Source organism: Mycolicibacterium rutilum (assembly GCF_900108565.1).
GTDB lineage: Bacteria > Actinomycetota > Actinomycetes > Mycobacteriales > Mycobacteriaceae > Mycobacterium > Mycobacterium rutilum.
The window spans coordinates 3884308-3908995 of the sequence record NZ_LT629971.1; the positions used below are offsets into that span (position 1 = coordinate 3884308).

At 69.3% G+C, this 24688-nt stretch carries 24 protein-coding genes; 21 read left to right on the forward strand and 3 right to left on the reverse strand.

What is annotated here, in order from left to right:
- Positions 1-5 precede the first annotated feature (5 nt).
- The 8 genes from BLW81_RS18850 to BLW81_RS18885 all read left to right on the forward strand — a co-directional run bounded on the left by BLW81_RS18850 (position 6) and on the right by BLW81_RS18885 (position 9804).
- On the forward strand, positions 6-653 hold the full coding sequence (locus BLW81_RS18850) for an ABC transporter permease (protein ID WP_083408488.1): 648 nt from the start codon (positions 6-8) through the stop codon (positions 651-653).
- Positions 650-1828, forward strand: a complete 1179-nt coding sequence (locus BLW81_RS18855; protein WP_083408489.1) for an ABC transporter ATP-binding protein — start codon at positions 650-652, stop codon at positions 1826-1828. Before BLW81_RS18850 ends, BLW81_RS18855 begins: the two co-directional genes overlap by 4 nt.
- Complete coding sequence (locus BLW81_RS18860; protein ID WP_083408490.1) at positions 1825-2595, forward strand: ABC transporter permease; 771 nt, start codon at positions 1825-1827, stop codon at positions 2593-2595. The genes BLW81_RS18855 and BLW81_RS18860 overlap by 4 nt, the downstream gene beginning before the upstream one ends.
- The gene (locus tag BLW81_RS18865; RefSeq protein ID WP_083408491.1) at positions 2592-3563 is read left to right on the forward strand and encodes a glycine betaine ABC transporter substrate-binding protein; all 972 of its coding nucleotides are present in this window, start codon (positions 2592-2594) and stop codon (positions 3561-3563) included. Before BLW81_RS18860 ends, BLW81_RS18865 begins: the two co-directional genes overlap by 4 nt.
- Positions 3564-3624: 61 nt before the next feature.
- Complete coding sequence (locus BLW81_RS18870) at positions 3625-5088, forward strand: flavin-containing monooxygenase (protein ID WP_083408492.1); 1464 nt, start codon at positions 3625-3627, stop codon at positions 5086-5088.
- Between the two features lie 280 nt (positions 5089-5368).
- Positions 5369-8938, forward strand: coding sequence for a cobaltochelatase subunit CobN (cobN, locus tag BLW81_RS18875; RefSeq protein ID WP_235632037.1), 3570 nt, complete (start codon positions 5369-5371; stop codon positions 8936-8938).
- A gap of 96 nt (positions 8939-9034) precedes the next feature.
- Positions 9035-9415: a PPOX class F420-dependent oxidoreductase gene (locus BLW81_RS18880; RefSeq protein ID WP_083408494.1), complete on the forward strand. Its 381-nt coding sequence runs from the start codon at positions 9035-9037 to the stop codon at positions 9413-9415.
- Between the two features lie 2 nt (positions 9416-9417).
- Positions 9418-9804 carry a PPOX class F420-dependent oxidoreductase gene (locus BLW81_RS18885; RefSeq protein WP_083410654.1) on the forward strand — a complete coding sequence of 129 codons (387 nt, stop codon included), beginning with the start codon at positions 9418-9420 and terminating at the stop codon, positions 9802-9804.
- Here BLW81_RS18885 and BLW81_RS18890 read toward each other — a convergent pair.
- Positions 9788-10495 carry a dienelactone hydrolase family protein gene (locus BLW81_RS18890; protein ID WP_083408495.1) on the reverse strand — a complete coding sequence of 236 codons (708 nt, stop codon included), beginning with the start codon at positions 10493-10495 and terminating at the stop codon, positions 9788-9790. The genes BLW81_RS18885 and BLW81_RS18890 overlap by 17 nt on opposite strands.
- A 48-nt stretch (positions 10496-10543) precedes the next feature.
- Here BLW81_RS18890 and BLW81_RS18895 point away from each other — a divergent pair, with 48 nt between their 5' ends.
- From BLW81_RS18895 to BLW81_RS18910, 4 genes are read left to right on the forward strand one after another with little or no spacing between them, the layout of a single operon-like run.
- Complete coding sequence (locus BLW81_RS18895) at positions 10544-11047, forward strand: FxsA family protein (RefSeq protein WP_083408496.1); 504 nt, start codon at positions 10544-10546, stop codon at positions 11045-11047.
- Positions 11048-12637: an amidohydrolase gene (locus BLW81_RS18900; protein ID WP_083408497.1), complete on the forward strand. Its 1590-nt coding sequence runs from the start codon at positions 11048-11050 to the stop codon at positions 12635-12637.
- The gene (lnt, locus tag BLW81_RS18905; RefSeq protein WP_083408498.1) at positions 12630-14264 is read left to right on the forward strand and encodes an apolipoprotein N-acyltransferase; all 1635 of its coding nucleotides are present in this window, start codon (positions 12630-12632) and stop codon (positions 14262-14264) included. Before BLW81_RS18900 ends, lnt begins: the two co-directional genes overlap by 8 nt.
- The gene (locus tag BLW81_RS18910) at positions 14261-15037 is read left to right on the forward strand and encodes a polyprenol monophosphomannose synthase (protein ID WP_083408499.1); all 777 of its coding nucleotides are present in this window, start codon (positions 14261-14263) and stop codon (positions 15035-15037) included. Before lnt ends, BLW81_RS18910 begins: the two co-directional genes overlap by 4 nt.
- 6 nt (positions 15038-15043) lie before the next feature.
- Here BLW81_RS18910 and rbpA read toward each other — a convergent pair whose 3' ends face one another.
- A complete protein-coding gene (gene rbpA / locus BLW81_RS18915; RefSeq protein ID WP_069413427.1) occupies positions 15044-15382 on the reverse strand; it encodes an RNA polymerase-binding protein RbpA in 339 nt (112 codons plus the stop codon).
- Positions 15383-15506: 124 nt separating this feature from the next.
- Here rbpA and BLW81_RS18920 point away from each other — a divergent pair, with 124 nt between their 5' ends.
- The 8 genes from BLW81_RS18920 (at position 15507) to BLW81_RS18955 (ending at position 22407) form a co-directional block, all read left to right on the forward strand.
- Positions 15507-15836: a hypothetical protein gene (locus tag BLW81_RS18920; protein ID WP_083408500.1), complete on the forward strand. Its 330-nt coding sequence runs from the start codon at positions 15507-15509 to the stop codon at positions 15834-15836.
- A gap of 104 nt (positions 15837-15940) precedes the next feature.
- Positions 15941-17197 (forward strand): alpha/beta hydrolase, encoded by a 1257-nt coding sequence (locus BLW81_RS18925; protein ID WP_083410655.1) that lies wholly within the window; start codon positions 15941-15943, stop codon positions 17195-17197.
- Between the two features lie 51 nt (positions 17198-17248).
- Positions 17249-17959, forward strand: coding sequence for a hypothetical protein (locus BLW81_RS18930; protein ID WP_083408501.1), 711 nt, complete (start codon positions 17249-17251; stop codon positions 17957-17959).
- Positions 17960-18119: 160 nt separating this feature from the next.
- Positions 18120-18893 carry an ABC transporter permease gene (locus tag BLW81_RS18935; RefSeq protein WP_407662350.1) on the forward strand — a complete coding sequence of 258 codons (774 nt, stop codon included), beginning with the start codon at positions 18120-18122 and terminating at the stop codon, positions 18891-18893.
- Positions 18890-19612, forward strand: a complete 723-nt coding sequence (locus BLW81_RS18940) for an ABC transporter ATP-binding protein (RefSeq protein ID WP_083408503.1) — start codon at positions 18890-18892, stop codon at positions 19610-19612. The genes BLW81_RS18935 and BLW81_RS18940 overlap by 4 nt, the downstream gene beginning before the upstream one ends.
- A gap of 27 nt (positions 19613-19639) precedes the next feature.
- Positions 19640-20653, forward strand: coding sequence for an ABC transporter substrate-binding protein (locus BLW81_RS18945; protein ID WP_083408504.1), 1014 nt, complete (start codon positions 19640-19642; stop codon positions 20651-20653).
- A gap of 7 nt (positions 20654-20660) precedes the next feature.
- The gene (locus BLW81_RS18950) at positions 20661-21755 is read left to right on the forward strand and encodes an LLM class flavin-dependent oxidoreductase (protein WP_083408505.1); all 1095 of its coding nucleotides are present in this window, start codon (positions 20661-20663) and stop codon (positions 21753-21755) included.
- Positions 21756-21834: 79 nt separating this feature from the next.
- Positions 21835-22407: a hypothetical protein gene (locus tag BLW81_RS18955; RefSeq protein WP_173839647.1), complete on the forward strand. Its 573-nt coding sequence runs from the start codon at positions 21835-21837 to the stop codon at positions 22405-22407.
- A 9-nt stretch (positions 22408-22416) separates the two neighbouring features.
- Here the strand turns inward: BLW81_RS18955 and BLW81_RS18960 are convergent, their stop codons facing one another.
- Positions 22417-23100, reverse strand: a complete 684-nt coding sequence (locus BLW81_RS18960) for a hypothetical protein (RefSeq protein WP_083408507.1) — start codon at positions 23098-23100, stop codon at positions 22417-22419.
- A gap of 73 nt (positions 23101-23173) precedes the next feature.
- On the opposite strand from BLW81_RS18960, the gene BLW81_RS18965 reads away from it, so the two are divergent.
- On the forward strand, positions 23174-24682 hold the full coding sequence (locus tag BLW81_RS18965; protein ID WP_083408508.1) for a carboxylesterase/lipase family protein: 1509 nt from the start codon (positions 23174-23176) through the stop codon (positions 24680-24682).
- The last annotated feature ends 6 nt before the right edge of the window (positions 24683-24688 follow it).

The following is a 24688-nucleotide window of genomic DNA, read 5'->3' on the forward strand; positions in this document are numbered from 1 at the left end:
GCGCCGTGCGGGCACTGTGGGAGTACATCACCGCCCACCAGGCGCAGCTGGCTTTCGACTCCTACCAGCACGTCAGCGCGGTCGTGCAAAGTGTGCTGATCGCGACGGTGATCGGGGTGCTGATCGGGGTGGCGACGTACCGCAACCCGTTGGCTGCCAACCTGGCGACCTCGACGTCCAGCGTGATCCTGACGGTGCCGGCGTTCGCCCTGCTCGGTTTGCTCATCCCGCTGTTCGGTTTGGGGGTGGTGCCCAGCGTCACCGCGCTGGTGCTGTACTCGCTGCTGCCGATCGTGCGCAACACGATCGTCGGGCTCACCGCGGTGGATCCCGCGCTCACCGACGCCGCGCGAGGCATCGGGATGAGCCGGCTCGACACCCTGGCCCGCGTCGAGCTGCGGCTGGTGTGGCCGTCGATCCTGTCCGCGATGCGGATCAGCACGCAGATGTCGATGGGCGTGCTGGCGATCGCCGCCTATGTCAAAGGCCCGGGGCTGGGCAACCTCATCTTCACGGGCCTGGCCCGCGTCGGCAGCCCGACGGCGGTGCCGATGGCGTTGGCCGGCACCCTGCTGATCGTCATCCTCGCGCTCGCGCTCGACGCGGTACTCGTGCTCGTCGGCCGACTCACCACCTCGAAAGGTATTCGATGACAACGCAACTCGAGGAAGAGACGCGCGACGGCACCGGCGTGCGGATCGTGCTGGACCACGTCTCGAAGGTCTACCCGGGATCTGAGCGGCCCGCGGTCGACGACGTGTCGCTCGACATCCCCGCCGGCGAGATCGTGGTGTTCGTCGGGCCGTCCGGGTGCGGCAAGACGACGATGATGCGGATGATCAACCGGCTCTCGGAGCCGACGTCGGGCAAGATCATGATCGGCGAGAGCGACGCGCTGTCGATCCGCCCGACGGATCTGCGCCGCTCGATCGGCTACTCCATCCAGCAGGCGGGGCTGTTCCCGCACATGACGATCCGGCAGAACGTGGGCCTGGTGCCCGGCCTGCTGCGCTGGGACCGCAAGCGCATCGCCGACCGCGTGGACGAACTGCTCGACATGGTCGGGCTCGAGCCCGCGCAGTACGCGGACCGGTATCCGCGGCAGCTGTCCGGCGGTCAGCAGCAGCGCGTCGGCGTGGCCCGCGCGCTGGCCGCCGACCCGCCGGTGCTGCTGATGGACGAACCGTTCGGCGCGGTCGACCCGATCACCCGCAGCACGCTGCAGGACGAACTGCTGCGGCTGCAAAGTGAACTGCGCAAGACGATCGTGTTCGTCACCCACGACTTCGGCGAGGCGGTCAAACTCGGCGACCGCATCACCGTGCTCGGCCAGCAGTCCAAGGTGCTCCAGTACGACACCCCGCAAAACATCCTCGCGAGCCCCGCCGACGACACCGTGGCCGGCTTCGTCGGATCGGGCGCGTCGCTGCGCCAGCTCGGCCTGATGCGCATCAAGGACGTCGAGTTGCGGCCGCATCCGTCCGTGCACGAGACGGATTCGCTCGACGACGTCCGAAAAGTGTTGGCGGGCAGTGAGTTCGACTGGGTGGTCGTGCTCGACAGCCGCGACCGGCCCGTCAGCTGGGTGCGGGAGAGCAAGCTCGCGCAGGCCGCGTCGCTGGCCGAGGCGACCGAGTCGCTCGACGTGGTGAGCACCCAGTCGACGCTGGAGGATGCGCTCGAGGCGATCCTGGCCGAACAACACGCCTCGGCCGTCGTGGCCGGGCCGGGCAGCCGCTATGAAGGCGTCGTCACGCTCGACACCCTGATCGACACCATCACCTGGCTGCGGGCATCCGCGGAAGCGAGCACGGACGGGCAACCGTGACCGCTGTCGCCGACACCGCCCAGAGCGCCCGGACCAACCCGGGCGAACGCCGCCGGCTGCTCATCCAGCCGGTGCTGGTGCTGGTCGTCGCGGCCGCGGTCATCTTCTGGGCGTTCAACCGCGACTTGACCGCCACCCAGCAGGAGAACATCAACCCCGCGAACATCGCCGCGCTGATCTGGCAGCACCTGCTGATCACGATCGCGGTCACCGCGATCGTGCTGGCCATCGGGGTGCCGCTCGGCGTGCTCGTCACCCGGCCGGGCGCCAAGCTGTTGCGGCCGCTGTTCATGGGGGTGGCCAACATCGGTCAGGCCGCGCCCGCCATCGGCCTGCTGGTGCTGCTGTTCCTGTGGACCGGCAAGACGGGGTTCTGGATCGGCGTGCTGCCCATCGCGCTGTACTCGCTGCTGCCGGTGCTGGCCAGCACGATCCTGGGCATCAACCAGGTGGACCGCTCGCTGGTGGACGCCGGCCTCGGTCAGGGCATGTCGCACCGCTCGGTGCTCACCCGCGTCGAGATGCCGCTGGCGATTCCCTACATCCTGGCCGGGTTGCGTACCTCGCTGGTGCTGGCGGTGGGCACCGCGACCCTGTCGTTCCTGGTGAACGCCGGCGGGCTGGGCATCCTCATCGACACCGGCTACAAGCTGCAGGACAACGTGACGCTGATCCTGGGCAGCGTGCTGGCGGTGTGTCTGGCGCTGCTCGTCGACTGGCTCGGCGGGCTCGCCGAGTTCTACCTCAACCCCAAGGGCCTGCGATGAACCGCCGGCTGATCGCCGTCGCGCTGGCCTGCGTGCTGACGCTGACCGGGTGCGGGCTCGGCGCGGGCAGCACCGTCCCGTTGAACGTGGGCCCCGGCTCGATCACGCCGAATCCCGGTCTCGAAGGCGTGCGAATCACGGTGGGCTCCAAGGAGTACACCGAGCAGGTGATCCTCGGCTACATCCTCGAGTACACGCTGTCGGCGGCCGGTGCCGACGTGCGCGACCTGACCGGCATCGTCGGATCGCGCAGCACCCGCGAGGCGCAGCTGTCGGGCCAGGTCGACGTCGCCTACGAGTTCACCGGCAACGCGTGGATCAACTACCTCGGCCACGAGAAGCCGATCCCCGACAGCCGTGCGCAATTCGACGCGGTGCGCGACGAGGACCTGGCGCGCAACGACATGGTGTGGCTGGAGCCCGGCCCGATGGACGACACCTACGCGCTGGCCGCCAGTCGCGCGGTGGTCGAGCGCACCGGGGTGCGCACGCTGTCGGACTATGCCGAACTGGTCAAGACCAACCCGGCCGCCGCCCGCACGTGCGTCGACACCGAATTCCGTGCGCGCCAGGACGGTTACCCGGGGATGGCGGCGGCGTACGGTTTCGACCCCGCGCGGGCGCAGACGCCGGTGCTGCAGGTCGGGATCATCTACCAGGCCACCGCCGACGCGACGCAGTGCGACTTCGGCGAGGTGTTCACCACCGACGGACGCATCGCGGCGCTCGACCTCGTCGTGCTCACCGACGACAAGCAGTTCTTCGCGCACTACAACCCGTCGGTCACGATGAAACGTGCCTTCTTCGAGGCACATCCGCAGATCGCCGAAGTGACCGCCCCGGTCACGGCCGCGCTGACCAACGACGCGATCATCGAGCTCAACAAGCAGGTCGACGTCGAAGGGCGTGACCCCAGCGTGGTGGCCCGCGACTGGATGGTCGCGCAGGGTTTCGTCACGGCGCAGTAGTTGCGATTCGGCTATCGACGGCTTCGTTCGGGCGTACCCTTCCGATAGCCGAAGGGGGCCGGTGGCAGAGAAACGTGCGGTGAAGGTCGCGATCGTCGGCGCCGGAATGTCGGGCCTGTGCATGGCGGCCAAAATGCAGGACGCAGGCATCGAGACCTTCACCATCTTCGAACAAGCCGACGAGGTCGGTGGCACGTGGCGGGACAACACCTACCCCGGATTGCATTGCGACGTGCCGTCGCGGTTCTACTCGTACACCTTCCGGTCCAACCCGGAGTGGTCCCGACTGCTCCCGCCGGGCAACGAGGTCCAGTCGTACTTCACGCAAATCGCCACGGAGCGCGGCATCCGCACCCACATCAGGTTCGGCACGCCGGTGACATCGGCGGTGTTCCGCGAGGGCAAGTGGTGGATCAGCACCGCCGGCGGATCCGAACCGTTCGACGTGCTCATCACCGCGACCGGCATCCTTCGGGTGCCGCGGTATCCCGACATCCCCGGGCTGAACGAATTCGCCGGCCCGATGTTCCACTCGTCTCGCTGGGACCACTCGGTATCGTTGCAGGACAAGCGGATCGGATTGATCGGCACCGGATCGACGGGTGTTCAGATCACCGCGGAACTGGGCGGAAAAGTCCGCGGGCTCACGATTTTTCAACGCACCGCCCAGTGGGTCTTCCCGTTCCCCAATCCGCGGTATTCACCGATCACGAAGGCCGCGCTCCGGCGTGTGCCGGTGTTGAGTCGGCTCGGCTACCGCTTCTGGCAGACCGTGTACGAGAACTTCTTCGCCAAAGCGATGGTTCGGCCCGGACTTCGTCGCCGGCTGGTATCGGCGATGTGCCGGTGGAACCTCAACTTCTCGGTCCGCGACCCACGACTGCGGCGCAAGTTGACACCCGACTATCAGGCCATGTGCAAGCGCATCATCGCGGCCGGACACTATTACCAGTCGGTGCAGAAGCCGGGCGTCGACGTCGTCGTCGACCCGATCGATCACATCGCACCCACCGGCGTCGTCACCGCCGACGGCACCCTGCACGAGGTGGATCTCCTGGTGATCGCCACCGGTTTCGACGCGCACGCATACGCGCGTCCGATGGAGATCATCGGGGAGAACGGCGTCTCGTTGGACGAAGCGTGGACGGATGGGCCGCAGGCCTATCGATCGGTCGCGGTGCCGGGCTTCCCGAACATGTTCATGCTGATGGGTCCGCACTCTCCGATCGGACAACAATCGTTGGTGATCATCGCCGAAAACCAGGCCGACTACGCGATGTGGTGGATCGAGCGCATCCGCGACGGCGCCATCGATGCCGCGTCCCCGACGGAAACCGCCACCAAGGAATACAACGAGCAGATGAAATCTGCTATGCCCCAGACAGTTTGGACCACCGGATGCAACAGCTGGTACCTCGACAAGCACGGGGTGCCCGAGCTCTTCCCGTGGGAGCCCGCTCGCCATCGACGGTTGTTGGCTTCGCCCGAGCCGTCCGATTTCGACGTACAACCCGCTCAAGCGTGATGGTCGTCACATCCGAGCACCTAGTGATCCGTGCCACACAAGTCGGTCTCAAACGCCCGTTGACGTCGTAAGTTCCCGGTTACTGCACGCGTGTGTAGTAAGCGATGTCAGGAAGGAACGACGATGTTCGAACTGATCGTTTTCGGGGCTCTTCTGGTCGTGCTCATCGCAGCGCTGGGACTGCCGTACCCGCAGAGCACTTACGGACGCTGGAACCGCCGCTAGCGCGGCCCCGGGCGTGGGGTAGTAATGGTGGGTGGCTCACCCCTCTGACGGACCCGTGACCGACCCGACCGTCCTGCTGCTGTCGACGTCGGACACCGATCTGATCACCGCGCGCTCCAGCGGCGCCCGGTACCGGTGGGCCAACCCGTCGCGGCTCGTCGACGGCGAACTCGCCGACTTGCTGCGTGACGCCGACGTCGTCGTGGTCCGCATCCTGGGCGGCTACCGCGCGTGGCAGGACGGCATCGACGAGGTTGTGGCCAGCGGGGTGCCGGCCGTTGTCGTCAGCGGCGAGCAGTCACCCGACGCCGAACTGATGGGCCACTCGACCACACCCGCCGGTGTCGCGCTGCAGGCACACGTCTACCTCGCGCAGGGCGGCGTCGAGAATCTGCGGCACCTGCACGCCTTCCTTTGCGACACCCTGCTGATGACCGGGTTCGGCTTCGCCCCGCCCGAGAGCACACCGACCTGGGGCGTGGTGCCGCGCGACGGGCACGGCGACGGCCCGACCGTCGCGGTGCTGTACTACCGCGCCCAGCACCTCGCGGGCAACACCGCCTACGTCGACGCGCTGTGCGACGCGATCGAAAACGCCGGTGGCCGAGCGCTTCCCGTGTTCTGTGCGTCGCTGCGCACCGCCGACGCCGAGCTGCTGGAACTCCTCGGCACGGCCGACGCGCTGATCACCACCGTGCTCGCCGCGGGCGGCGCCACCCCGGCGACCGTGACGGCCGGCGGCGACGACGACACCTGGAACGTTGCGCATCTGGCGGCGCTCGACATCCCGATCCTGCAGGGGTTGTGCCTGACCAGTTCGAAGTCGCAGTGGCAGAACAACGACGACGGGCTCTCGCCGCTCGACGTCGCGACCCAGGTGGCCGTGCCCGAGTTCGACGGCCGGATCATCACGGTGCCGTTCTCGTTCAAGGAGATCGACGACGAGGGACTGATCTCCTACGTCGCCGACGCCGAACGCTGCGCGCGCGTCGCCGGGCTGGCCGTGCGGCATGCGCGGCTGCGCTCGATACCCGCCGCGGACAAGCGTGTCGCCGTGGTGTTCTCGGCCTATCCGACCAAGCACGCGCGCATCGGCAACGCGGTCGGACTCGACACCCCGGCGAGCGCGATCGCGCTCCTGCGCGCGATGCGCGAGCACGGCTACCGGATCGACGACATCCCGGGCCTGGAAGCCGGCGACGGTGACGCGCTGATCCACGCCTTGATCGAACGCGGCGGTCAGGACCCCGACTGGCTCACCGACGGACAGCTCGAAGGCAATCCGATCCGGGTGTCCGCCAACGACTATCGCGCTTGGTTCGCCACCCTGCCCGCCGAACTGACCGACGCGATCGTCGAACACTGGGGCCCGCCGCCGGGGGAGTTGTTCGTCGACCGCAGCGCCGATCCCGGGGGCGAGATCGTCATCGCCGCCCTGCACGCGGGCAACGTCGTGCTGATGGTCCAGCCGCCGCGCGGTTTCGGGGAGAACCCCGTCGCCATCTATCACGACCCCGACCTCCCGCCGAGCCACCACTACCTGGCCGCCTACCGGTGGATCGAGCACCAGTTCGGTGCGGACGCCGTCGTGCACCTCGGTAAGCACGGCAACCTCGAGTGGCTGCCGGGCAAGACCCTGGGCATGTCGGCGGCCTGCGGATCCGATGCCGCGCTGGGCAATCTGCCGCTGATCTACCCGTTCCTCGTCAACGACCCCGGTGAAGGAACGCAGGCCAAGCGGCGCGCGCACGCCACCCTGGTCGACCACCTGATCCCGCCGATGGCCCGCGCCGAAAGTTACGGCGACATCGCGCGGCTGGAGCAGCTGCTCGACGAACACGCCAACGTCTCCGCGCTCGACCCCGGCAAGCTGCCCGCCATCCGCCAGCAGATCTGGACGCTGATGCGCGCAGCCAAGATGGACCACGACCTCGGGCTGGAGGAACGGCCGGAAGAGGATTCGTTCGACGACATGCTGTTGCACGTCGACGGCTGGCTGTGTGAGATCAAGGACGTCCAGATCCGCGACGGCCTGCACATCCTCGGTCAGACCCCGTCCGGCGAGGACGAACTCGACCTGGTGCTGGCGGTGCTGCGGGCCCGCCAGCTCTTCGGCGGTGAACACACGGTGCCGGGGCTGCGGCAGGCACTCGGGCTGGCCGAAGACGGCCACGACGAACGCACCGCCGTCGACGCTGCCGAGGAGCAGGCGCGGAAACTGGTTGCCGCCCTGCAGGATTCAGGCTGGGACCCGGCGACAGTCGACTCGCTCACCGACAACCCCGACGTCGCCGCTGTGCTGCGGTTCGCCGCCGCCGAGGTGGTGCCGCGACTGGCGGGCACCGCCAACGAGATACCCCAGATCCTGCGCGCGCTCGACGGGCGCTTCATCGCCGCGGGCCCCTCGGGTTCACCGCTGCGCGGACTGGTCAACGTGCTGCCCACCGGGCGCAACTTCTACTCGGTCGACCCCAAGGCGGTGCCGTCGCGGCTGGCGTGGGAAACCGGTGTGGCGATGGCGGATTCGCTGCTGGCCCGGTACCGGCAGGACCACGGTGACTGGCCCCGCTCGGTCGGGCTGTCGGTGTGGGGAACCTCGGCGATGCGCACCGCGGGCGACGACATCGCCGAAGTGCTCGCACTGCTGGGCGTGCGCCCGGTCTGGGACGACGCGTCGCGTCGCGTCGTGAACCTCGAAGCGATCGACCTGGCGGATCTGGGCCGCCCGCGCATCGACGTCACCGTGCGCATCTCCGGCTTCTTCCGGGACGCGTTCCCGCACGTCGTCACCATGCTCGACGACGCCGTCGCGCTCGTCGCCGGCCTCGACGAAGCCGACGAGGACAACTACGTGCGTGCCCACGCGCAGGCCGACCTCGCCGAGCACGGCGACCAACGGCGCTCCACCACACGTATTTTCGGCTCCAAGCCGGGAACCTACGGCGCGGGGCTGCTGCAGCTGATCGACAGCCGCAACTGGCGCGACGACGCCGACCTCGCCGAGGTGTACACCGCCTGGGGCGGCTTCGCCTACGGCCGCGGCCTCGACGGCGCGCCGGCCGCCGACGACATGAACCGCCAGTACCGGCGGATCGTGGTGGCGGCCAAGAACACCGACACCCGCGAACACGACATCGCCGACTCCGACGACTACTTCCAGTACCACGGCGGCATGATCGCCACCGTGCGCGCGCTGACCGGCAAGGACCCGGTCGCCTACATCGGCGACAACACCCGCCCCGACGCCGTGCGTACCCGCACGCTGTCCGAGGAGACCACCCGGGTCTTCCGCGCACGCGTGGTCAACCCCCGCTGGATCAACGCGATGCGCAGGCACGGGTACAAGGGCGCGTTCGAGATGGCCGCCACCGTCGACTACCTGTTCGGTTACGACGCGACCGCCGGCGTGATGGCCGACTGGATGTATGAGCGGCTGTCGGCGGAGTACGTGCTCGACGACGAGAACCGCAAGTTCATGGCCGAGTCCAACCCGTGGGCGCTGCACGGCATGGCCGAGCGGCTGCTCGAGGCCGCCGAGCGCGGCATGTGGGCGGCCCCCGACCGCGCCACGATCGACGGCCTGCGCCAGGTGCTCCTCGAAACCGAGGGCGACCTCGAAGGCTGACGGTTCCTAGCGGCGTTGACCCTGCGGTGAAGGCGCTGGGCACTCGAGATTTCGCGCCGTGGGCGCAGAGTGAACACGATCAGTACTTTGGTGGGCGTGGCTGCCACCTTCGCCGATGTCGCGAAATCCGAGTACATCCTGCTGACCACGTTCACCAAGGACGGCAGGCCCAAGCCGACCGCCGTGTGGGCAGCGCCCGCCGGCGACGCGCTGGTGGTCATCACCCAAGAGAAGTCCTGGAAGGTCAAGCGCATCCGCAACACCGCACGCGTGACGATCGCGCCGTGCGACCGGCGCGGCAACCCCAAGGGTGAAGCGGCGGAGGCCGTCGCGACGATCCTCGACAAGTCGGCCAACGCCGCCACCTACGACGCGATCGGCAAGCGCTACGGGCTGGTGGGCAAGACGTTCAACGTTTTCTCCAAGCTTCGCGGGGGAATGAAGAACAACGTGACCATCCAGATCAAAGCGGGGTGACCGTGCCGGATACCTTTGCCGATGTAGCGAACTCGAAATACATTCTGCTGACCACCTTCACCAAGGACGGCCGGCCCAAGCCGACGCCGATCTGGGGCGCACCCGAAGGTGACAAGCTGCTGGTCATCACCGACGACGGGTCGTGGAAGACCAAACGGATCAACAACACGCCGCGGGTGACCATCCAGAAGTCCACGGCGCTGGGCAAACCGAAGGGCGAACCCGTCGAAGCGGTCGGGCGGGTCCTGCCCAAGGGGGACACCCGCCGCGTCTTCGACAAGGTCACCCGGCGCTACTGGTGGCACGCCTGGTGGTGGATCCCGCAGGCCCTGCTGCGGGGCGGCATCGACAAGGTGCACATCGGGCTGGAGATCAAGCCCGCGGCGTAGCCGCCAGATGCTCGTCGAAGAACGCGAAGACGCGCCGCCACGCGTCGTTCGTGACGTCCTCGTGGTAACCGAACCCGGTGATCCGCAGCAGCGGCTGCGCGGGCAGCTTGTTCGCGAAGCTGTGCCCGACGTCCGGATACTCCTTGATGTCCGCGGGAATCCCGTTGTCCTGCACCATCTTCCGTAACGCGTCTGCGGCGCCCTTGCCGATCGGATCGCGCCGGCCGAAGCTGGCGACGATCGGACAGGCGCCGGCCAGCGTCTCCTCCAGCGGGCGGGGCAGCGGCGTGCCGTAGAACGGTGCTGACGCGCCGAACCCCATCGGCGACATCACCAGCGCGAACTGCCCGCCCATGCAGAACCCCGCGATACCGACCGCGCCGGTGCATTCCGGCAAGGTCAGCACGTGGTCGCGGGCCGCCAGCACGTCGTCGAGCGCGCGGCCCCGCTTGCTCAGCAGCTCCCGGAACACCCGGGTGATACAGCGGACCCGACCGCCCCGCGCGTAGAGGTTCGGTGTGATCGCCAGGTAGCCGGCATCGGCGATCCGTCGCGAGGTCGCCTCCTTGTCCGGTCCGTAGCCGAACGCGTCGTGCACCACCACGATCGCCGGCCACGGCCCGGCACCGGCAGGCAGGTCCAGCAGCGCGTCGATGGGACCGGCCGGGGTGTCGATCTTGATCTGTGTCACGTCGACAAATCTACGGAACCGGCGGCGGTTCCCGGTCGTTGTCGGCACATGGCGATGCGGCTGTTCGGGCTCTACGTGCTCATCGAGATCGCGGTCGTGGTGGCACTGGCGGCCACGATCGGCGTCGGATGGACGCTGCTGCTGGTGCTCGGCACGTTCCTGGTGGGTCTCGCGCTGGCCGGATCGCAGGTCAGGCGGCATCTGACCCGGTTACGTCCCGGCCTGACCGCCTCGACCGTGCAGGGCGCCGCCGCCGACAGCGTGCTCGTCGCGCTCGGCACGGTGCTCGTCGTCATCCCCGGACTGGCCAGTTCGGTGCTCGGCGCGGTGCTGCTGCTGCCGCCGACCCGGGCCGCCGCCCGCCCCCTGGTGACCGCGCTGGCCGCCCGCCGGATGCCGCTGATCACCACCGGCGTCGCGGGCTGGGGCGCTGCGAACCGGCGCGCCGACTACATCGACGGCGAAGTCGTCGACGTCGTCGAGGTGGACCAGCCCGCCGTCGAGCAGGCACCCCGTCCCACGCAGCCCGAATGGCGTGAGAACCTCCCGTAGGTGACGACCCTTCTGCTCAACGGGCGGGTGCACAGCCCGTCCATGCCCGACGCCACCGCGCTCGCCGTGCGGAACGGTGTGATCGCCTGGCTCGGCAGCGACGACGTCGGTCGCGCCCAGTTTCCCGATGCGCAGATCGTCGACCTCGAGGGCGCGTTCGTCGCCCCCTCCTTCGTCGACAGCCACGTCCACCTGACCGCGACCGGCCTGACACTGTCCGGGCTTGACCTGCGGGCCGCGCGGTCCCGCGAGCACTGCCTGCAGCTACTCGGCGAGTTCGCCCGCGTCCACCCCGACGGCCCGGTCTGGGGTCACGGCTGGGACGAGTCCGCCTGGCCCGACCGGACCCCGCCCAGCACCGCGGACGTCGACGCTGCCGTCGGCGACCGGCCCGCCTACCTGGCGCGGGTCGACGTGCACTCGGCCGTGGCATCCTCCGCGCTGCGCCGACTCTGTCCCGACCTCGCCGACGCCGGCGGCTACGCGCCGCAGCAGCCGCTCACCGCCGACGCACACCACGCCGTGCGCGCCGCCGCCAGGGCCCGGCTGACCACAGCGCAGCGCGCCGCCGCGCGGTCGGCCGCCCTGAACGCCGCGGCCGCGCTGGGCATCGTCGCGGTGCACGAGTGCGCGGGCCCCGACATCGGCGGCCTCGACGACTGGGACGAGATCCGCGCCCTCACGCATGGCGTCGAGATCACCGGCTACTGGGGTGAGGCGGTGTCCGAGACCGAGCAGGCCCGCGCGCTGATCGACCGGACCGGCGCGCGCGGACTCGCCGGCGACCTGTTCGTCGACGGCGCGCTGGGCTCACGCACCGCCTGGCTGCACGAGCCCTACGCCGACTGCTCCGCCGGATCGACGGGCAACAGCTACCTGGACCGCGACGCGATCACCGCGCACCTGCGCGCCTGCACCGAGGCGGGGATCACGGCCGGCTTCCACGTCATCGGCGACGCGGCCGTCACCGCCGTCGTCGATGCCCTCGAATCCGTCGTCGCCGCCTGCGGCGCACCGGCGGTCGCCCGGTGCGGACACCGGCTCGAGCATCTCGAGATGGTGACCGACGAGCAGGCACGCAAACTCGGCGCCTGGGGGGTGATCGCCAGCATGCAACCCAACTTCGACGCGCTGTGGGGCGGCGACTCCGGCATGTACGCCCAGCGTCTCGGCGCCGATCGGGCCCGACGGTTGAACCCGTTCGCGCTGTTAGCATCTCAAGGCGTGCCCCTCGCCTTCGGCTCGGACAGCCCGGTCACCGGGATGGATCCCTGGGCGACGGTGCGCGCGGCGACGCAGCACCGCACCGACGGCAGCGCGGTGTCGGCGCGGGCCGCGTTCGGGGCGCTCACCCGCGGTGCCTGGCGCGCCGCCGGGGTGCGCGACGGTGTGACCGGCACGCTGGTGCCGGGGGCGCCGGCGTCCTACGCCGTCTGGGAGGCCGACGAACTGGAGGTCAGCGCGCCCGCCGACGCCGTACAGCGCTGGTCGACCGATCAACGCTCGCGGGTACCGGCGCTGCCCCGGCTGGACGGCCCGTCGCCTCGGTGCCGCCAGACGGTCCATCGGGGTGTCGTCATCCATGGTTGAAGTAGCCTCTCGGACACAGCGATTCGGTAAGGCGGTGGTCGACCGGCTGCCGCAACTGGGCGTGTCGATCGGCGCCGGTGTGCTGCTGTGCCTGAGCTTCCCGCCGTTCGGCTGGTGGTATCTGGCCTATCCGGCGTTCGCCCTGCTCGGGTGGGTGCTGACTCGCGAATACACCTCCGCGCGCGGTGCATTCGGCTACGGCTTCGTGTTCGGGGCGGCGTTCTATCTACCGCTGCTGCCGTGGGTGGGCGCGTTCGTCGGCCCCATCCCGTGGATCGGGCTGGCGCTCGCCGAGGCGGTGTTCCCGGCGCTGTTCGGCGTGGCGGCGGTGGCGGTTCGCCGGCTGCCGGGTTGGCCGCTGTGGTTCGCCGGCCTGTGGGCGCTGCAGGAGTGGCTCAAGTCGACGGTGCCGTTCGGCGGGTTCCCGTGGGGCGTCGTCGCCTACGGGCAGACCGAGAGCCCGCTGCGCTCGATCGCCCAGCTCGGCGGTGCGCCGCTGCTGTCCTTCGCCGTGGTGCTCATCGGATTCTCGCTTGGCGCAATCGTATTCGAGGTCATCCGGTGGTGGCAGCGGCAGGCCGACGACACCCCGCCCGCCGTCGTCGTCCCCGGCGTGTGCATCGCCGCGGTGCTGCTGGTCACCGCGCTGACGTGGCCGCATGTGCGCCAGTCCGGCATCGGCGCCGGTGATGACCAGCCGATCACGGTGGCCGTCGTGCAGGGCAACGTGCCGCGGCTCGGGCTGGACTTCAACACCCAGCGCCGCGAGGTGCTCGACAATCACGTCAGCGAGACGATGCGGCTGGCCGAAGACGTGCGGGCGGGCCGCGCGCCGCAGCCGATGTTCGTGTTGTGGCCGGAGAACTCCTCGGACATCGATCCGCTGGCCAACCGCGACGCGGCCGAGCTGATCTCCGGCGCCGCGGCGGCGATCCGCGCGCCGATCCTCGTCGGTGGGGTGGTGGCGGCCGAGGGCGCCGATCGCGACAATCCGGCGTCGACCAATTCGGTGATCGTGTGGAATCCGGGCACCGGGCCCGACGAACGCCACGACAAGCAGATCGTCCAGCCGTTCGGCGAGTATCTGCCGTGGCGCAGCTTCTTCCGGCACTTCTCGCCGTACGCCGACCGCGCCGGCTACTTCGTCCCCGGCGACGGCACCGGTGTGGTGCACGCCGCCGGGGTGCCGGTCGGCGTGACGACGTGCTGGGAGGTCATCTTCGACCGCGCCCCCCGCGAGTCGGTCCGCAACGGCGCCCAACTGCTGACCGTGCCGTCGAACAACGCGACCTTCACCGAGGCGATGAGCGAACAGCAGCTCGCGTTCGCGCGGCTGCGGGCCGTCGAGCACGACCGGTACGTCGTGGTGGCCGGCACCACCGGCATCAGCGCGGTCATCGCACCCGACGGGCGGGAACTGGCCCGCACCGCGTTCTACGAGCCCGCCTACCTCGACCAGGCGGTCCGGCTGAAGACGCAGCTCACGGTGGCGACGCGCTGGGGTCCGCTGATCGAGGGGCTACTCATCGCTGTCGGTCTGGGCAGTGTGATCGCCGCAATACTGCACAATGGAGGCTTTGTGCGTCGCCGAGCGCGCGGCGACAACAAGGACAGAGGAGCCACATGACGACGGGCCCGGGCCCGGGGGAGCGCCCAAGCCAGCGCACGCTGGTCATCATCCCCACCTACAACGAGCGGGAGAACCTGCCGCTGATCGTGCGGCGCGTCCAGCAGGCGCGCCCGGACGTCCACATCCTCATCGTCGACGACGGCAGCCCCGACGGCACCGGCGAACTGGCCGACGAGCTGGCACTGGCCGACCCCGACCGGGTACACGTCATGCACCGCAGCGCCAAGGGCGGGCTGGGCGCGGCCTACCTGGCCGGCTTCGAGTGGGGCCTGGGCCGCGAGTACTCCGTGCTGGTGGAGATGGACGCCGACGGCAGCCATCCGCCCGAGCAGCTCTACCGGTTGCTCGACGCGATCGACGGAGGCGCAGACCTGGTGATCGGCTCGCGCTACGTGGCAGGCGGGGAGGTGCGCAACTGGCCGCGGCGGCGCATGGTGCTGTCCCGCACCGCCAACGGTTACTCGCGCATCCTGCTCGGGGTGGGCATCCACGACATCACCGCCGGCTACCGCGCGTACCGCCGCGAAGTGCTCGAGAAGATCGACCTCGGCGCGGTCGACTCCAAGGGCTACTGCTTTCAGATCGACCTGACCTGGCGTTCGATCAACAACGGGTTCCTGGTCGTCGAGGTGCCGATCACGTTCACCGAGCGCGAGCATGGTCAATCGAAGATGAGCGGTTCCAACATCCGCGAAGCCCTGTTCAAGGTCGCCGAATGGGGAATCCGCGGGCGCATCGACCGCGCCCGCGGAGTCGGCGTCACCCGCTGAAAGCGGTCAGTTGCCGCGGCGGCGGGCCTTGATGATGTCGAGGCGCTCCTTGAGCAGCTCCTCGAGTTCCTCGACCGACCGGCGCTCCAGCAGCATGTCCCAGTGCGTGCGCGGCGGCTTGACCTTTTTCGGCTCCGGCGCGTCACCCTCGATCAGGGTGCCTTCCATGCCGTTGCGGCACAGCCAGGTGTGGGGGATCTCCGCGTCGTCGGCGAACGGTACGTCGAATTCCTCACCATTGTCGGTGCGGTAGCGAGCAACCTGACGCGGCGCCAGGTCGTGGTTACGGTCGGTCTCGTAGCTCACGGCTCCGAGGCGACTTCCCCTCAAGACACGATCAGCCATCGTCAACACTCCTCGATCTGCGCAAATTCGTCCGGATCACCAACGCGGCAGCAGGCAGCGAAGTTCCCGACTCGACGTTCCATGATACCGGGATCGACAGGCTCCTCGGTTTACAGTCACGTCCGTGGCACGTCGTCTTCGTCCCCAGTCCTGTCGTTGGTGCGGCCGCGAGGTCGACGACGTCGGTCTGGGGCGCCGCCGCCAGTACTGCCGCCAATCGTGCCGGCAGCGCGCCTACGAGCAGCGCACCCAGATCCGCGGCACCGCGCTGGCGCCCGACGCCGTCGTGCTCAGCGCCGACGAGGCCTCCGAGCTGTCCGACCGCGTCTACCAGGTGCGATGCGCCGCCGAAGACGTCGCGACCGCGGTCGAGGAAGGCGCCCCGCCCGAGGAACTGCGCGAACTGTGCGACGCGCTGATGCAGGCGGCCAAGGCCGCTGACGGCTGGCGCTGAGCCCGTTCACCACTGTTTCGTGGGTTTTTTCTTGCGTCGTCGAACCCTCGCGGACGCTGGCTCGTCGTTACGATGACCAGCAACATCACGAGGGGACCGCCGTGATCCTGTCCACCGAAGAACCGCCCATCGCCTCCCGGGTGTGGCGGTTCGACTCGTTCGTCCTCGATACGGCCCGCTACGAGTTGCGCCGCGGCAGCGACGTCATCCGGGTCGAGCCGCAGGTGTTCGACGTCCTCACTCACCTGATCAGCAACCATCACCGGTGCGTGTCCAAGGCCGAGTTGTTCGACTCGGTCTGGGGCGGACGGTTCGTCGGTGAGGCGGCGCTGACCAGCAGGATCAAGGCGGTGCGCCGCGCACTCGGCGACGACGGCGAATCGCAGCGCTACATCCGTACGGTGCGCGGGCGCGGCTACCGGTTCGTCGGCACCGTGACCGAGGGCGCGCTGCCGCCGGTGACTCCGCCCGCCGAACCCGTGGAGATCCCCGAACCCGGGCCGGTGCGCCAGCACATCGCGTTCTGCCGGGCCGCCGACGACGTGCGGCTGGCCTACGCGGTGGCCGGCGACGGTCCGCCGCTGGTGCGCGCGGCGAACTGGATGACCCACCTCGGCTACGACATCGAGAGTCCGGTCTGGCAACACTGGGTGCGCGACCTGTCGCACCACTACCGCTACATCCGCTACGACGAACGCGGCTGCGGTCTGTCCGACTGGGACGTCGGCGGATTCAGCTTCGAGGACTGGGTTGCCGATCTGGAGTCAGTCGTCGAAGCGCTTGGCCTGCAACGCTTCCCGCTTCTGGGCGTGTCGCAAGGCGGCGCCGTCGCGGTGGCATACGCCGCCCGTCACCCCGAGCGGGTCAGCCGCCTGGTGCTGTGTGGCGCCTACGCGCGCGGACGGGCGGTCCGTGCCGCGAGCGATGACGAAAAGCGGGTCGCCGCACTTGATCTCGAGCTCGCGAGGGTGGGCTGGGGGCGCGACGACCCGGCGTTCCGGCAGGTGTTCGCCGCTCAGTTCCTGCCCGACGGCACCCGTGCCGACTGGGCTGCCTTCGACCAACTGCAACGCCGCACCACCTCACCGCAGAACGCGGTGCGCTTCCTCGAGGAGTTCGGCCGCATCGATGTGCGCGAGATGGCCCGTCAGGTGTCGTGCCCGACGCTGATCATGCACGCTCGCAACGACCACCGGGTTCCGATGCGGTTCGGTGAGGAACTCGCTTCGCTGATCCCGGACTCCCGGTTGGTGCCGCTGGACAGCAACAACCACCTGCTGACCGGGACCGAACCGGCCTGGCAGGTGTTCCGCGCCGAGCTGGACGCGTTTCTGAGCGAGGCGGCGCAGATCTCCACGTAATCTCCACACAAACTTCATGTACCGGCGGTCCGCGCGAACCATGCTGATCCCATGAAGAAAATCCTCCGCAGCCTGCTCGTCGGGTTCAGCGCGTTGGTCGCGCTGAGCACCCTGGCCGCCTGCTCCAGCGGCACCACCAATGAGGCGACGTCCACCACCTCGGAGGTGCCGACGACGAGTCCGGCGACACCCCCCGCATTTCCGCAATCCGCCCGCTATGTCGCCGACATGACGTCGGCGGACGGCAAGACGATGACGATCGGGATCTCGGTCGACGGCGGCGAGGTCGCCGCCTACGCCTGCAACGGCACCGACGACGAAGCCTGGTTCTTCGGCACGCAGACCGACGGCAAGATCGACCTCAAGTCCCGGTTCCGCGACACGCTGAGCGCCGAACTGGCCGGCACCGACGTCGAGGGCGACCTGACCATGAACGGTGTCGCGTATCAGTTCACCGCCGCGCCGGTGTCCGGCGAAGCCGGCATGTACACCGCCGTACTCGACGGCGTGCGCGCATCCTGGGTGGTGCGCGAGGACGGCACGGCGATCGGCGTACAACTCAACGGAATCAGCGGCCGCGACTTCGAGCAGGCCGAGCTCCAGCAACTCAGCGATCTGCAGTTCCGCAACGAGGTGCGCAACAAGCGTCAACTGCAACAGGCCCAGCAGATCACCCGGTTGGCCAACGGCGCGATGAGTTCCAAGATCAACGGCAAAGACGTCACACCCACTCTGGTAACCGGCACGTTCCGGTTGAGCTGACCCTCAAAACCCCAGCGGCACTGTCGGATTGCGTACACCACCGGCAGTGCCGCTGCTTCTTTGCATCACCGAGAATCAAACCCTTCGGGTGCGGGGGCGGTGCGCGTAGCGTCGGTTCACCGTGACCAGTCCCGCCGAAGTGGCCGCACCGATCGCACCGGTGCGTCCCGTGACCGCCGGCTGGCGGCAGCGCAAGTGGGCGGCGATCCGCCTGGCGTCTCCCGTCGTGCTGCTGCTGGTGTGGCAGCTGTGCAGCGCGGTCAAGCTCATCCCGCAGGACGTGCTGCCCGCGCCATCGCTGATCCTCGAGGCGGGCGTCGAGCTGATCCGCAATGGGCAACTGGCCGACGCGCTCACGGTGTCCGGCGTGCGAGTCCTCGAGGGCCTGCTGCTCGGTGGCGTTCTCGGGGTGGCCCTGGGCACCGCGGTCGGGCTGTCCCGCTGGCTGGAAGCGACCGTCGACCCGCCCATGCAGATGGTCCGCGCACTACCGCACCTCGGGTTGATCCCGCTGTTCATCCTGTGGTTCGGCATCGGCGAGCTGCCCAAGGTGCTGCTCGTCGCGCTGGGTGTGAGCTTTCCGCTGTACCTGAACACGTTCTCGGCGATCCGGCAGGTCGACGCGAAGCTTTTCGAAGCCGCTCAGGTGCTGGGCTTCTCGTTCTGGCAGCGGTTCTGGCGCATCATCGTGCCCAGCGCGGCGCCCCAGGTGCTCGTCGGGCTTCGGCAGTCCCTGGCGATCGCCTGGCTGACGCTGATCGTCGCCGAGCAGATCAACGCCGACAGCGGGATCGGCTTCCTGATCAACAACGCCCGCGACTTCCTGCGCATCGACATCATCATCTTCGGTCTTGTCGTCTACGCGCTGCTGGGCATCGGCACCGACGCGATCGTGCGGGTGCTGGAACGACGCGCATTGGGGTACCGCTCATGACAATCACCACCGAAAGAGAACTCAGCGTCGCGGGCGAACTGCGACACGTCGACAAGTGGTACGGCACGCATCACGTGCTCGACGACGTGTCGATCCGGATCGGCCGCGGCGAGATCGTCGCACTCATCGGCCGCAGCGGATCGGGCAAGTCGACGGTGCTGCGGGTGCTGGCCGGCCTGTCGGAGGCCCACACGGGGGAGCGTCGCGTCGCGGGAGCGCCGGCGCTGGCGTTCCAGGAACCGCGGTTGTTCCCGTGGCGCGACGTGCGCACCAACGTCGTCTACGGCCTCACCCGGATTCGGCTGGACAAGACGGAGGCGCGCGCCCGCGCCGACCGCGCGCTCGCCGACGTCGGCCTCGCCGACCGGGCGCGTGCCTGGCCGCTGACCCTGTCGGGCGGTCAGGCGCAACGGGTTTCGCTGGCCCGGGCGTTGGTCGCCGAACCGCAACTGCTGCTGCTCGACGAGCCGTTCGGCGCGCTGGACGCATTGACCCGGTTGAGTATGCGGACCCTGCTGCTGGACCTGTGGCGCGAGCACGGCTTCGGGGTGCTGCTGGTCACCCATGACGTCGATGAGGCGGTGGCGCTCGCCGACCGGGTCCTGGTTCTCGACGACGGCCGCGTCGCGCACGCACTGGACATCGACGACCCGCGCACCTCGATCGGAGCCGAACGCAACCGCGCCGTGCTGCTCGACCAGCTCGGTGTGCAGGTCTGAAAATTCATGCAAGCGAGAGGGATTGGCATGTCGAGATTCGTCACCGTACTGGTGCTGCTGGGCCTGGTGCTGACCGGGTGCGTGTCGCGGGAGGACGCCGCGGATTCGCGCGACGCGCCTGCCGAAGTGCCGCTGTCCGAGCTGAGCGGGCTCACGCTCAACGTCGGTGACCAGAAGGGCGGGACAGAGGCGTTGCTGCGCGCGTCCGGTGCGCTCGACGGGGCGCCCTACGCGATCAGCTTCTCCACCTTCACCTCCGGACCGCCGCAGATCGAGGCCGCCACCGCGGGCAAGATCGATTTCGCGATCACCGGCAACACTCCGCCGATCTTCGGTGCCGCGTCCAACGCGAAGGTCAAAGTCGTCTCGGCCTACGACGGCGGGGGGCAGGGCGACCAGATCCTGGTGCCCGCCGATTCACCGATCCAGTCCGTCGCCGACCTGCGCGGCAAGAGCATCGCCGTCGCGAAAGGCAGTTCGGCACACGGCCATACGTTGGTCCAGCTGAACAAGGCGGGGCTGCAGGCGTCCGATGTCAAGCTGGTGTTCCTGCAACCAGCCGACGCGTTATCGGCGTTCACTCAGCACCGCGTCGACGTGTGGGCGGTCTGGGATCCCTACACCGCGCAGGCCGAAAACGAGCTGCCGGTGCGCAGCATCGCCCGCGCCACCGGCGTCACCAACGGCGCCGGCTTCGGAATTGCCTCCGACGCCGCGCTGGCCGACCCGAAACGCAACACCGCGCTCAGCGACCTGCTGCAGCGGTACGCCAAGGCGGTGCGGTGGGCCAACGACAACCGCGAGCAGTGGGCGCGACGCTACGGCGAGGAGGTCGGCCTGGATCCGAAGGTCGCCTCGCTGGCGCAGGGCCGCAGTCTGCGGCTGCCCACCGATCTGTCCGACGAGCTGATCGGCTCCGAGCAGGACATGGCGGACCTGTTCGCCGAGTCCGGACAGATCGCTGCCGCACCGGATTTCGCGCGCTGGGTGGATCGCCGCTACACCGACGTGCTCAAGCCCCTCTACCTCGACCGCAGTTAGGAGTCTCGTGCCCACCGGAAAGTTCTTCTGGTTCCTGCCCACCAGCGGCGACAGCCGGTCGATCGTCGGGTCGTCGCATGCCTCGTCGCAGCAGACGGTGCCCGCGAACTACCGCCCGCCGACGCGCCGCTACCTGGCCGAGGTGGCCCGAGCGGCGGATCGGCTGGGCTACGAAGGTGTGCTCACGCCGACCGGAACGTGGTGTGAAGACGCATGGTTGACCGCGTCGGCGCTGCTGGCCGAGACCGAACGGCTGAAGTTCCTCGTCGCGTTCCGCCCCGGGCTGACCCCGCCCACGCTGGCCGCGCAGCAGGCCGCAACCTTGCAGCGGTTCTCCGAGGGCCGGGTGCTGCTCAACATCGTCACCGGCGGTGACGACCTCGAACAACGGCGCTTCGGCGATTGGCTCGAGCACGACGAACGGTACGCCCGCACCGGCGAGTTCCTGCACATCGTCAACTCGGTGTGGCGCCAGGAATCGGTGGACTTCAGCGGCGACCACTACACGGTGGCCGACGCGCGGGTGTCGGCGCCGCCGGATCCGCTGCCGCAGATCTACTTCGGCGGTTCGTCGCCGGCCGCGCTGACGATCGCCGCGCAGCACGTCGACGTCTACCTCACCTGGGGTGAGCCGCCGCCGGCCGCCGCGGCCAAGATCGAACAGGTCAGAAAACTGGCCCAGGCCCGCGGCCGGTCCGTGCGCTTCGGTATCCGGCTGCACACCATCAGCCGGGACAGCTCGGAGGCCGCGTGGGCGGTCGCCGACGAGCTGCTCGCCGGGCTCAGCGCCGACCAGATCGCCAAAGCGACCGCGCTGCACGCCAAGTCGGAATCAGAGGGGCAGCGGCGGATGACCGCGCTGCACGGCGGCCGGCTCGACCAGCTGGAGATCTACCCCAATCTGTGGGCCGGTGTCGGGCTGGTCCGCGGCGGGGCGGGCACGGCGCTGGTCGGCAGCCACGAGGAGGTCGCGAACCTCATCCACGAGTACCACTCGCTCGGCTTCGACGAGTTCATCCTGTCCGGCTATCCGCATTTGGAGGAGGCGTACTGGTTCGCCGAGGGCGTGCTGCCGCTGCTGAAGCACAAGGGCATCGCCTGAGCGACGAGGACCGATTCCCCCGCGGGCAGTTCGCGGCATTTCGCGTCTGCTCGCGACGGAAGCGACCAAGCTGGCAGGCGTGGACGAATGGTTCGAGCGCAGTCCGTTCATCGGGTTCGTGCCGTGGATCATCTACTGGATCGTCGCGGACGGGCCGAGCACGTGGATGTTCGGCGCGCTGTGTGCGGTGCTCGCCGCGATCATCCTCGGCGTGTCGGCGGGGTTCGCCGGGCCGCGGCTGCTCGACCTGGTCACCATCGGGTTCTTCATCGCGGTGACGATCGCGGGCATGGTCGTCGGCGCCGAGGACCGCGACTGGATGGACACCTACGCCACCACGCTGTCGGCGGGGGCGCTGGCGGCGATGGCGCTGGCCTCGCTGGCGTTCGTGCCGTTCACCGAGCAGTACGCGCCGCGGTCGGCGCCCCGCCACGACTGGGAGAAGGCCGCGTTCCGACGCACCAACCGGGTGCTGACCCTGATGTGGGCGCTGGTGTTCGCGCTCATCGCGGTGCTGGGCTACGTCGCGGTGACCGCCCCCTCGACCGTGCACTGGACCAAGGCGGTCATCCCCGTCGTGGTGATCGTCGGCGCCGTCGGCATGACGCAGATCTACCCGGCGCGGGCGCGCGACGCCGTGCGGCCGCCGTGAAGAGGCAGCTCAGCAGCGGAACATCTCGCCGATCTGCGGCGGCGCGCTGACCGGCTGCAGACACCCGAACGGCTCGATGCCGGCGTCGCTGAACTTCACCGCCGAGCGGTTCGCGTAGTTCCCGCAGAACAGGCCGGCCGCGTCGGAGCGGCAGCGGTAATCGCCGAACGACAACAGCTGCCCGTACGGCAGCTCGGGCCCCTGCCCGGCGGTGAACCGGCCCGGATCCCCGTGCACCGACCCCACCGCGACACTGGTGCCGTCGTAGTCGACCCAGCCGCCCTTCCACTCGCCGTAGGCATCCGCCGGGCGCGGCGGCGGGTCCAACAGACCCACCAGGCACGCCAACGCGCCCTCGGCCCGTCTCGCATCGGTCATGCAGGTGGTCTTGCCGGACGGGGTGGTGAACGCGACGTCGTCGCCGAGCTGGGTGATCTCGCCCTCGCGGGTGGCCTCGTGGAACTGCGCGGTGTCGGCGGGCGCACCCGCCTCGATCCAGGTCAGCACGTCACCGACCGCTGCGCCCGGCGCGGGCGCAGCGGTGGGTGTGGGACTGCTCGGCGCCGTCGTGGTGGCCGACGGTGAGCTCGCCGACGGGGACGGCGGAATCGGCTCGATCCGTTCCGGTTGCCCGCCCGTCGTCGAGGAACACCCGGCCACCAGCACAGACGCGATCAGCACCGCCATTCGCATACCGGCCAGGCTAACGGGCCGACACGCAATCCCTGGCCAGGCGCGGCGGGAGGCCATTCGCTACCGTCGGGTGATGCACGAACACACCGTCCGCGCAACGATCGCCTCGGGCACCATCGAAGGATTCACCCGCGACGGCGTGAACCGCTGGCGAGGGATTCCGTATGCGCGTCCGCCGGTGGGACCGCTGCGGCTGCGCGCCCCGCAACCGGTGCAGCCGTGGCGCGGTGTGCGGTACTGCCACGGGTACGGCAACTGCGCGCCCCAGCAGCGGATGTACACCATCCTGGCGCCCGGCAAGTACCAGCCGATGAGCGAGGACTGCCTGACCCTCAACGTCGTCGCGCCCAAGAGGCCGCCGGAAACCGCGCTGCCGGTGATGGTGTTCATCCACGGCGGCGGCTACTTCATGGGCAGTTCGGCCACACCCATCTACGACGGTGCGGCGCTGGCCCGCAACGGCTGCGTGTACATCTCGGTGAACTACCGGCTCGGCGCGCTGGGGTGTCTCGACCTGACCTCGCTGTCCGACGGGAAGCACACCTTCGACGACAACCTGTACCTGCGTGACCTGGTGATGGCGCTGCGCTGGGTGCGCGACAACGTCGCGGTGTTCGGCGGCGACCCGGACAACGTGACGATCTTCGGTGAGAGCGCAGGCGCGCACGCCGTCGCCACCCTTCTCGCCGTGCCCGCAGCCAAAGACCTGTTCACGCAGGCGATTTCGGAGAGCCCGGCGGCCGGTATGGTGCGCACGCCGGAAGTGGCGCAGCAGTACGCGACCCGGTTCGCCGCGCTGCTGGGCGCCGAGGAGGCCGACGGTGCCGCCGCGGTGATGGCGGCGCGGCCCGCCGACCTGGTCAAGGCCTTCGAACGACTGGTCCGGCAGGGGCAGCGCGACATGCTCGGCGCCTTCGCCGCCGGTCCCACCAGCGGAACCGAGTACCTGCCGGTCGACCCGTTGGAGGCGATGCGCACCGGTACCGCGCATCGCGTACCGCTCATCGTCGGGACCAACGCCGAGGAGGCCCGCCTGTTCGGCCGATTCCTCAAGCTGTTGCCGATGTCGGAGCCGATGATCGAACGCCTGCTCGCCGAGGTCGCTCCCGATGAGCGCGAGCGGATCACCGCCGCCTACCCGGGTTATCCCAACGAGGCGGCATGCGTTCAGTTCGGCGGCGACTTCGCGTTCGGGTCGGCAGCGTGGCAGATCGCCGAGGCGCACAGCAGGCACGCGCCCACGTACCTCTACCGCTACGACTATGCGCCGCGTCCGCTGCGCTGGTCGGGTCTCGGGGCCACCCACGCCACCGAACTGCTGGCCGTCTTCGATGTCTACCGGAGCAATTTCGGCAGACTTCTCACCGCCGCCGGCGACCGCCGGACCGCGCTGCGGGTCAGCGACGACGTCCAGCGCCGCTGGCGCGCGTTCGCCGAGACGGGGGTCCCGGGTTCGGACTGGCCGGCCTACACCAGCGCCGACCGCGCGGTGCGGGTCTTCGACCGGCGCCCGCGCATCGAATACGATCCGCACGCCGACCGACGGCAGGCGTGGGAGGGCTTCACCCTGGCCGCGCGCTGACCGCGC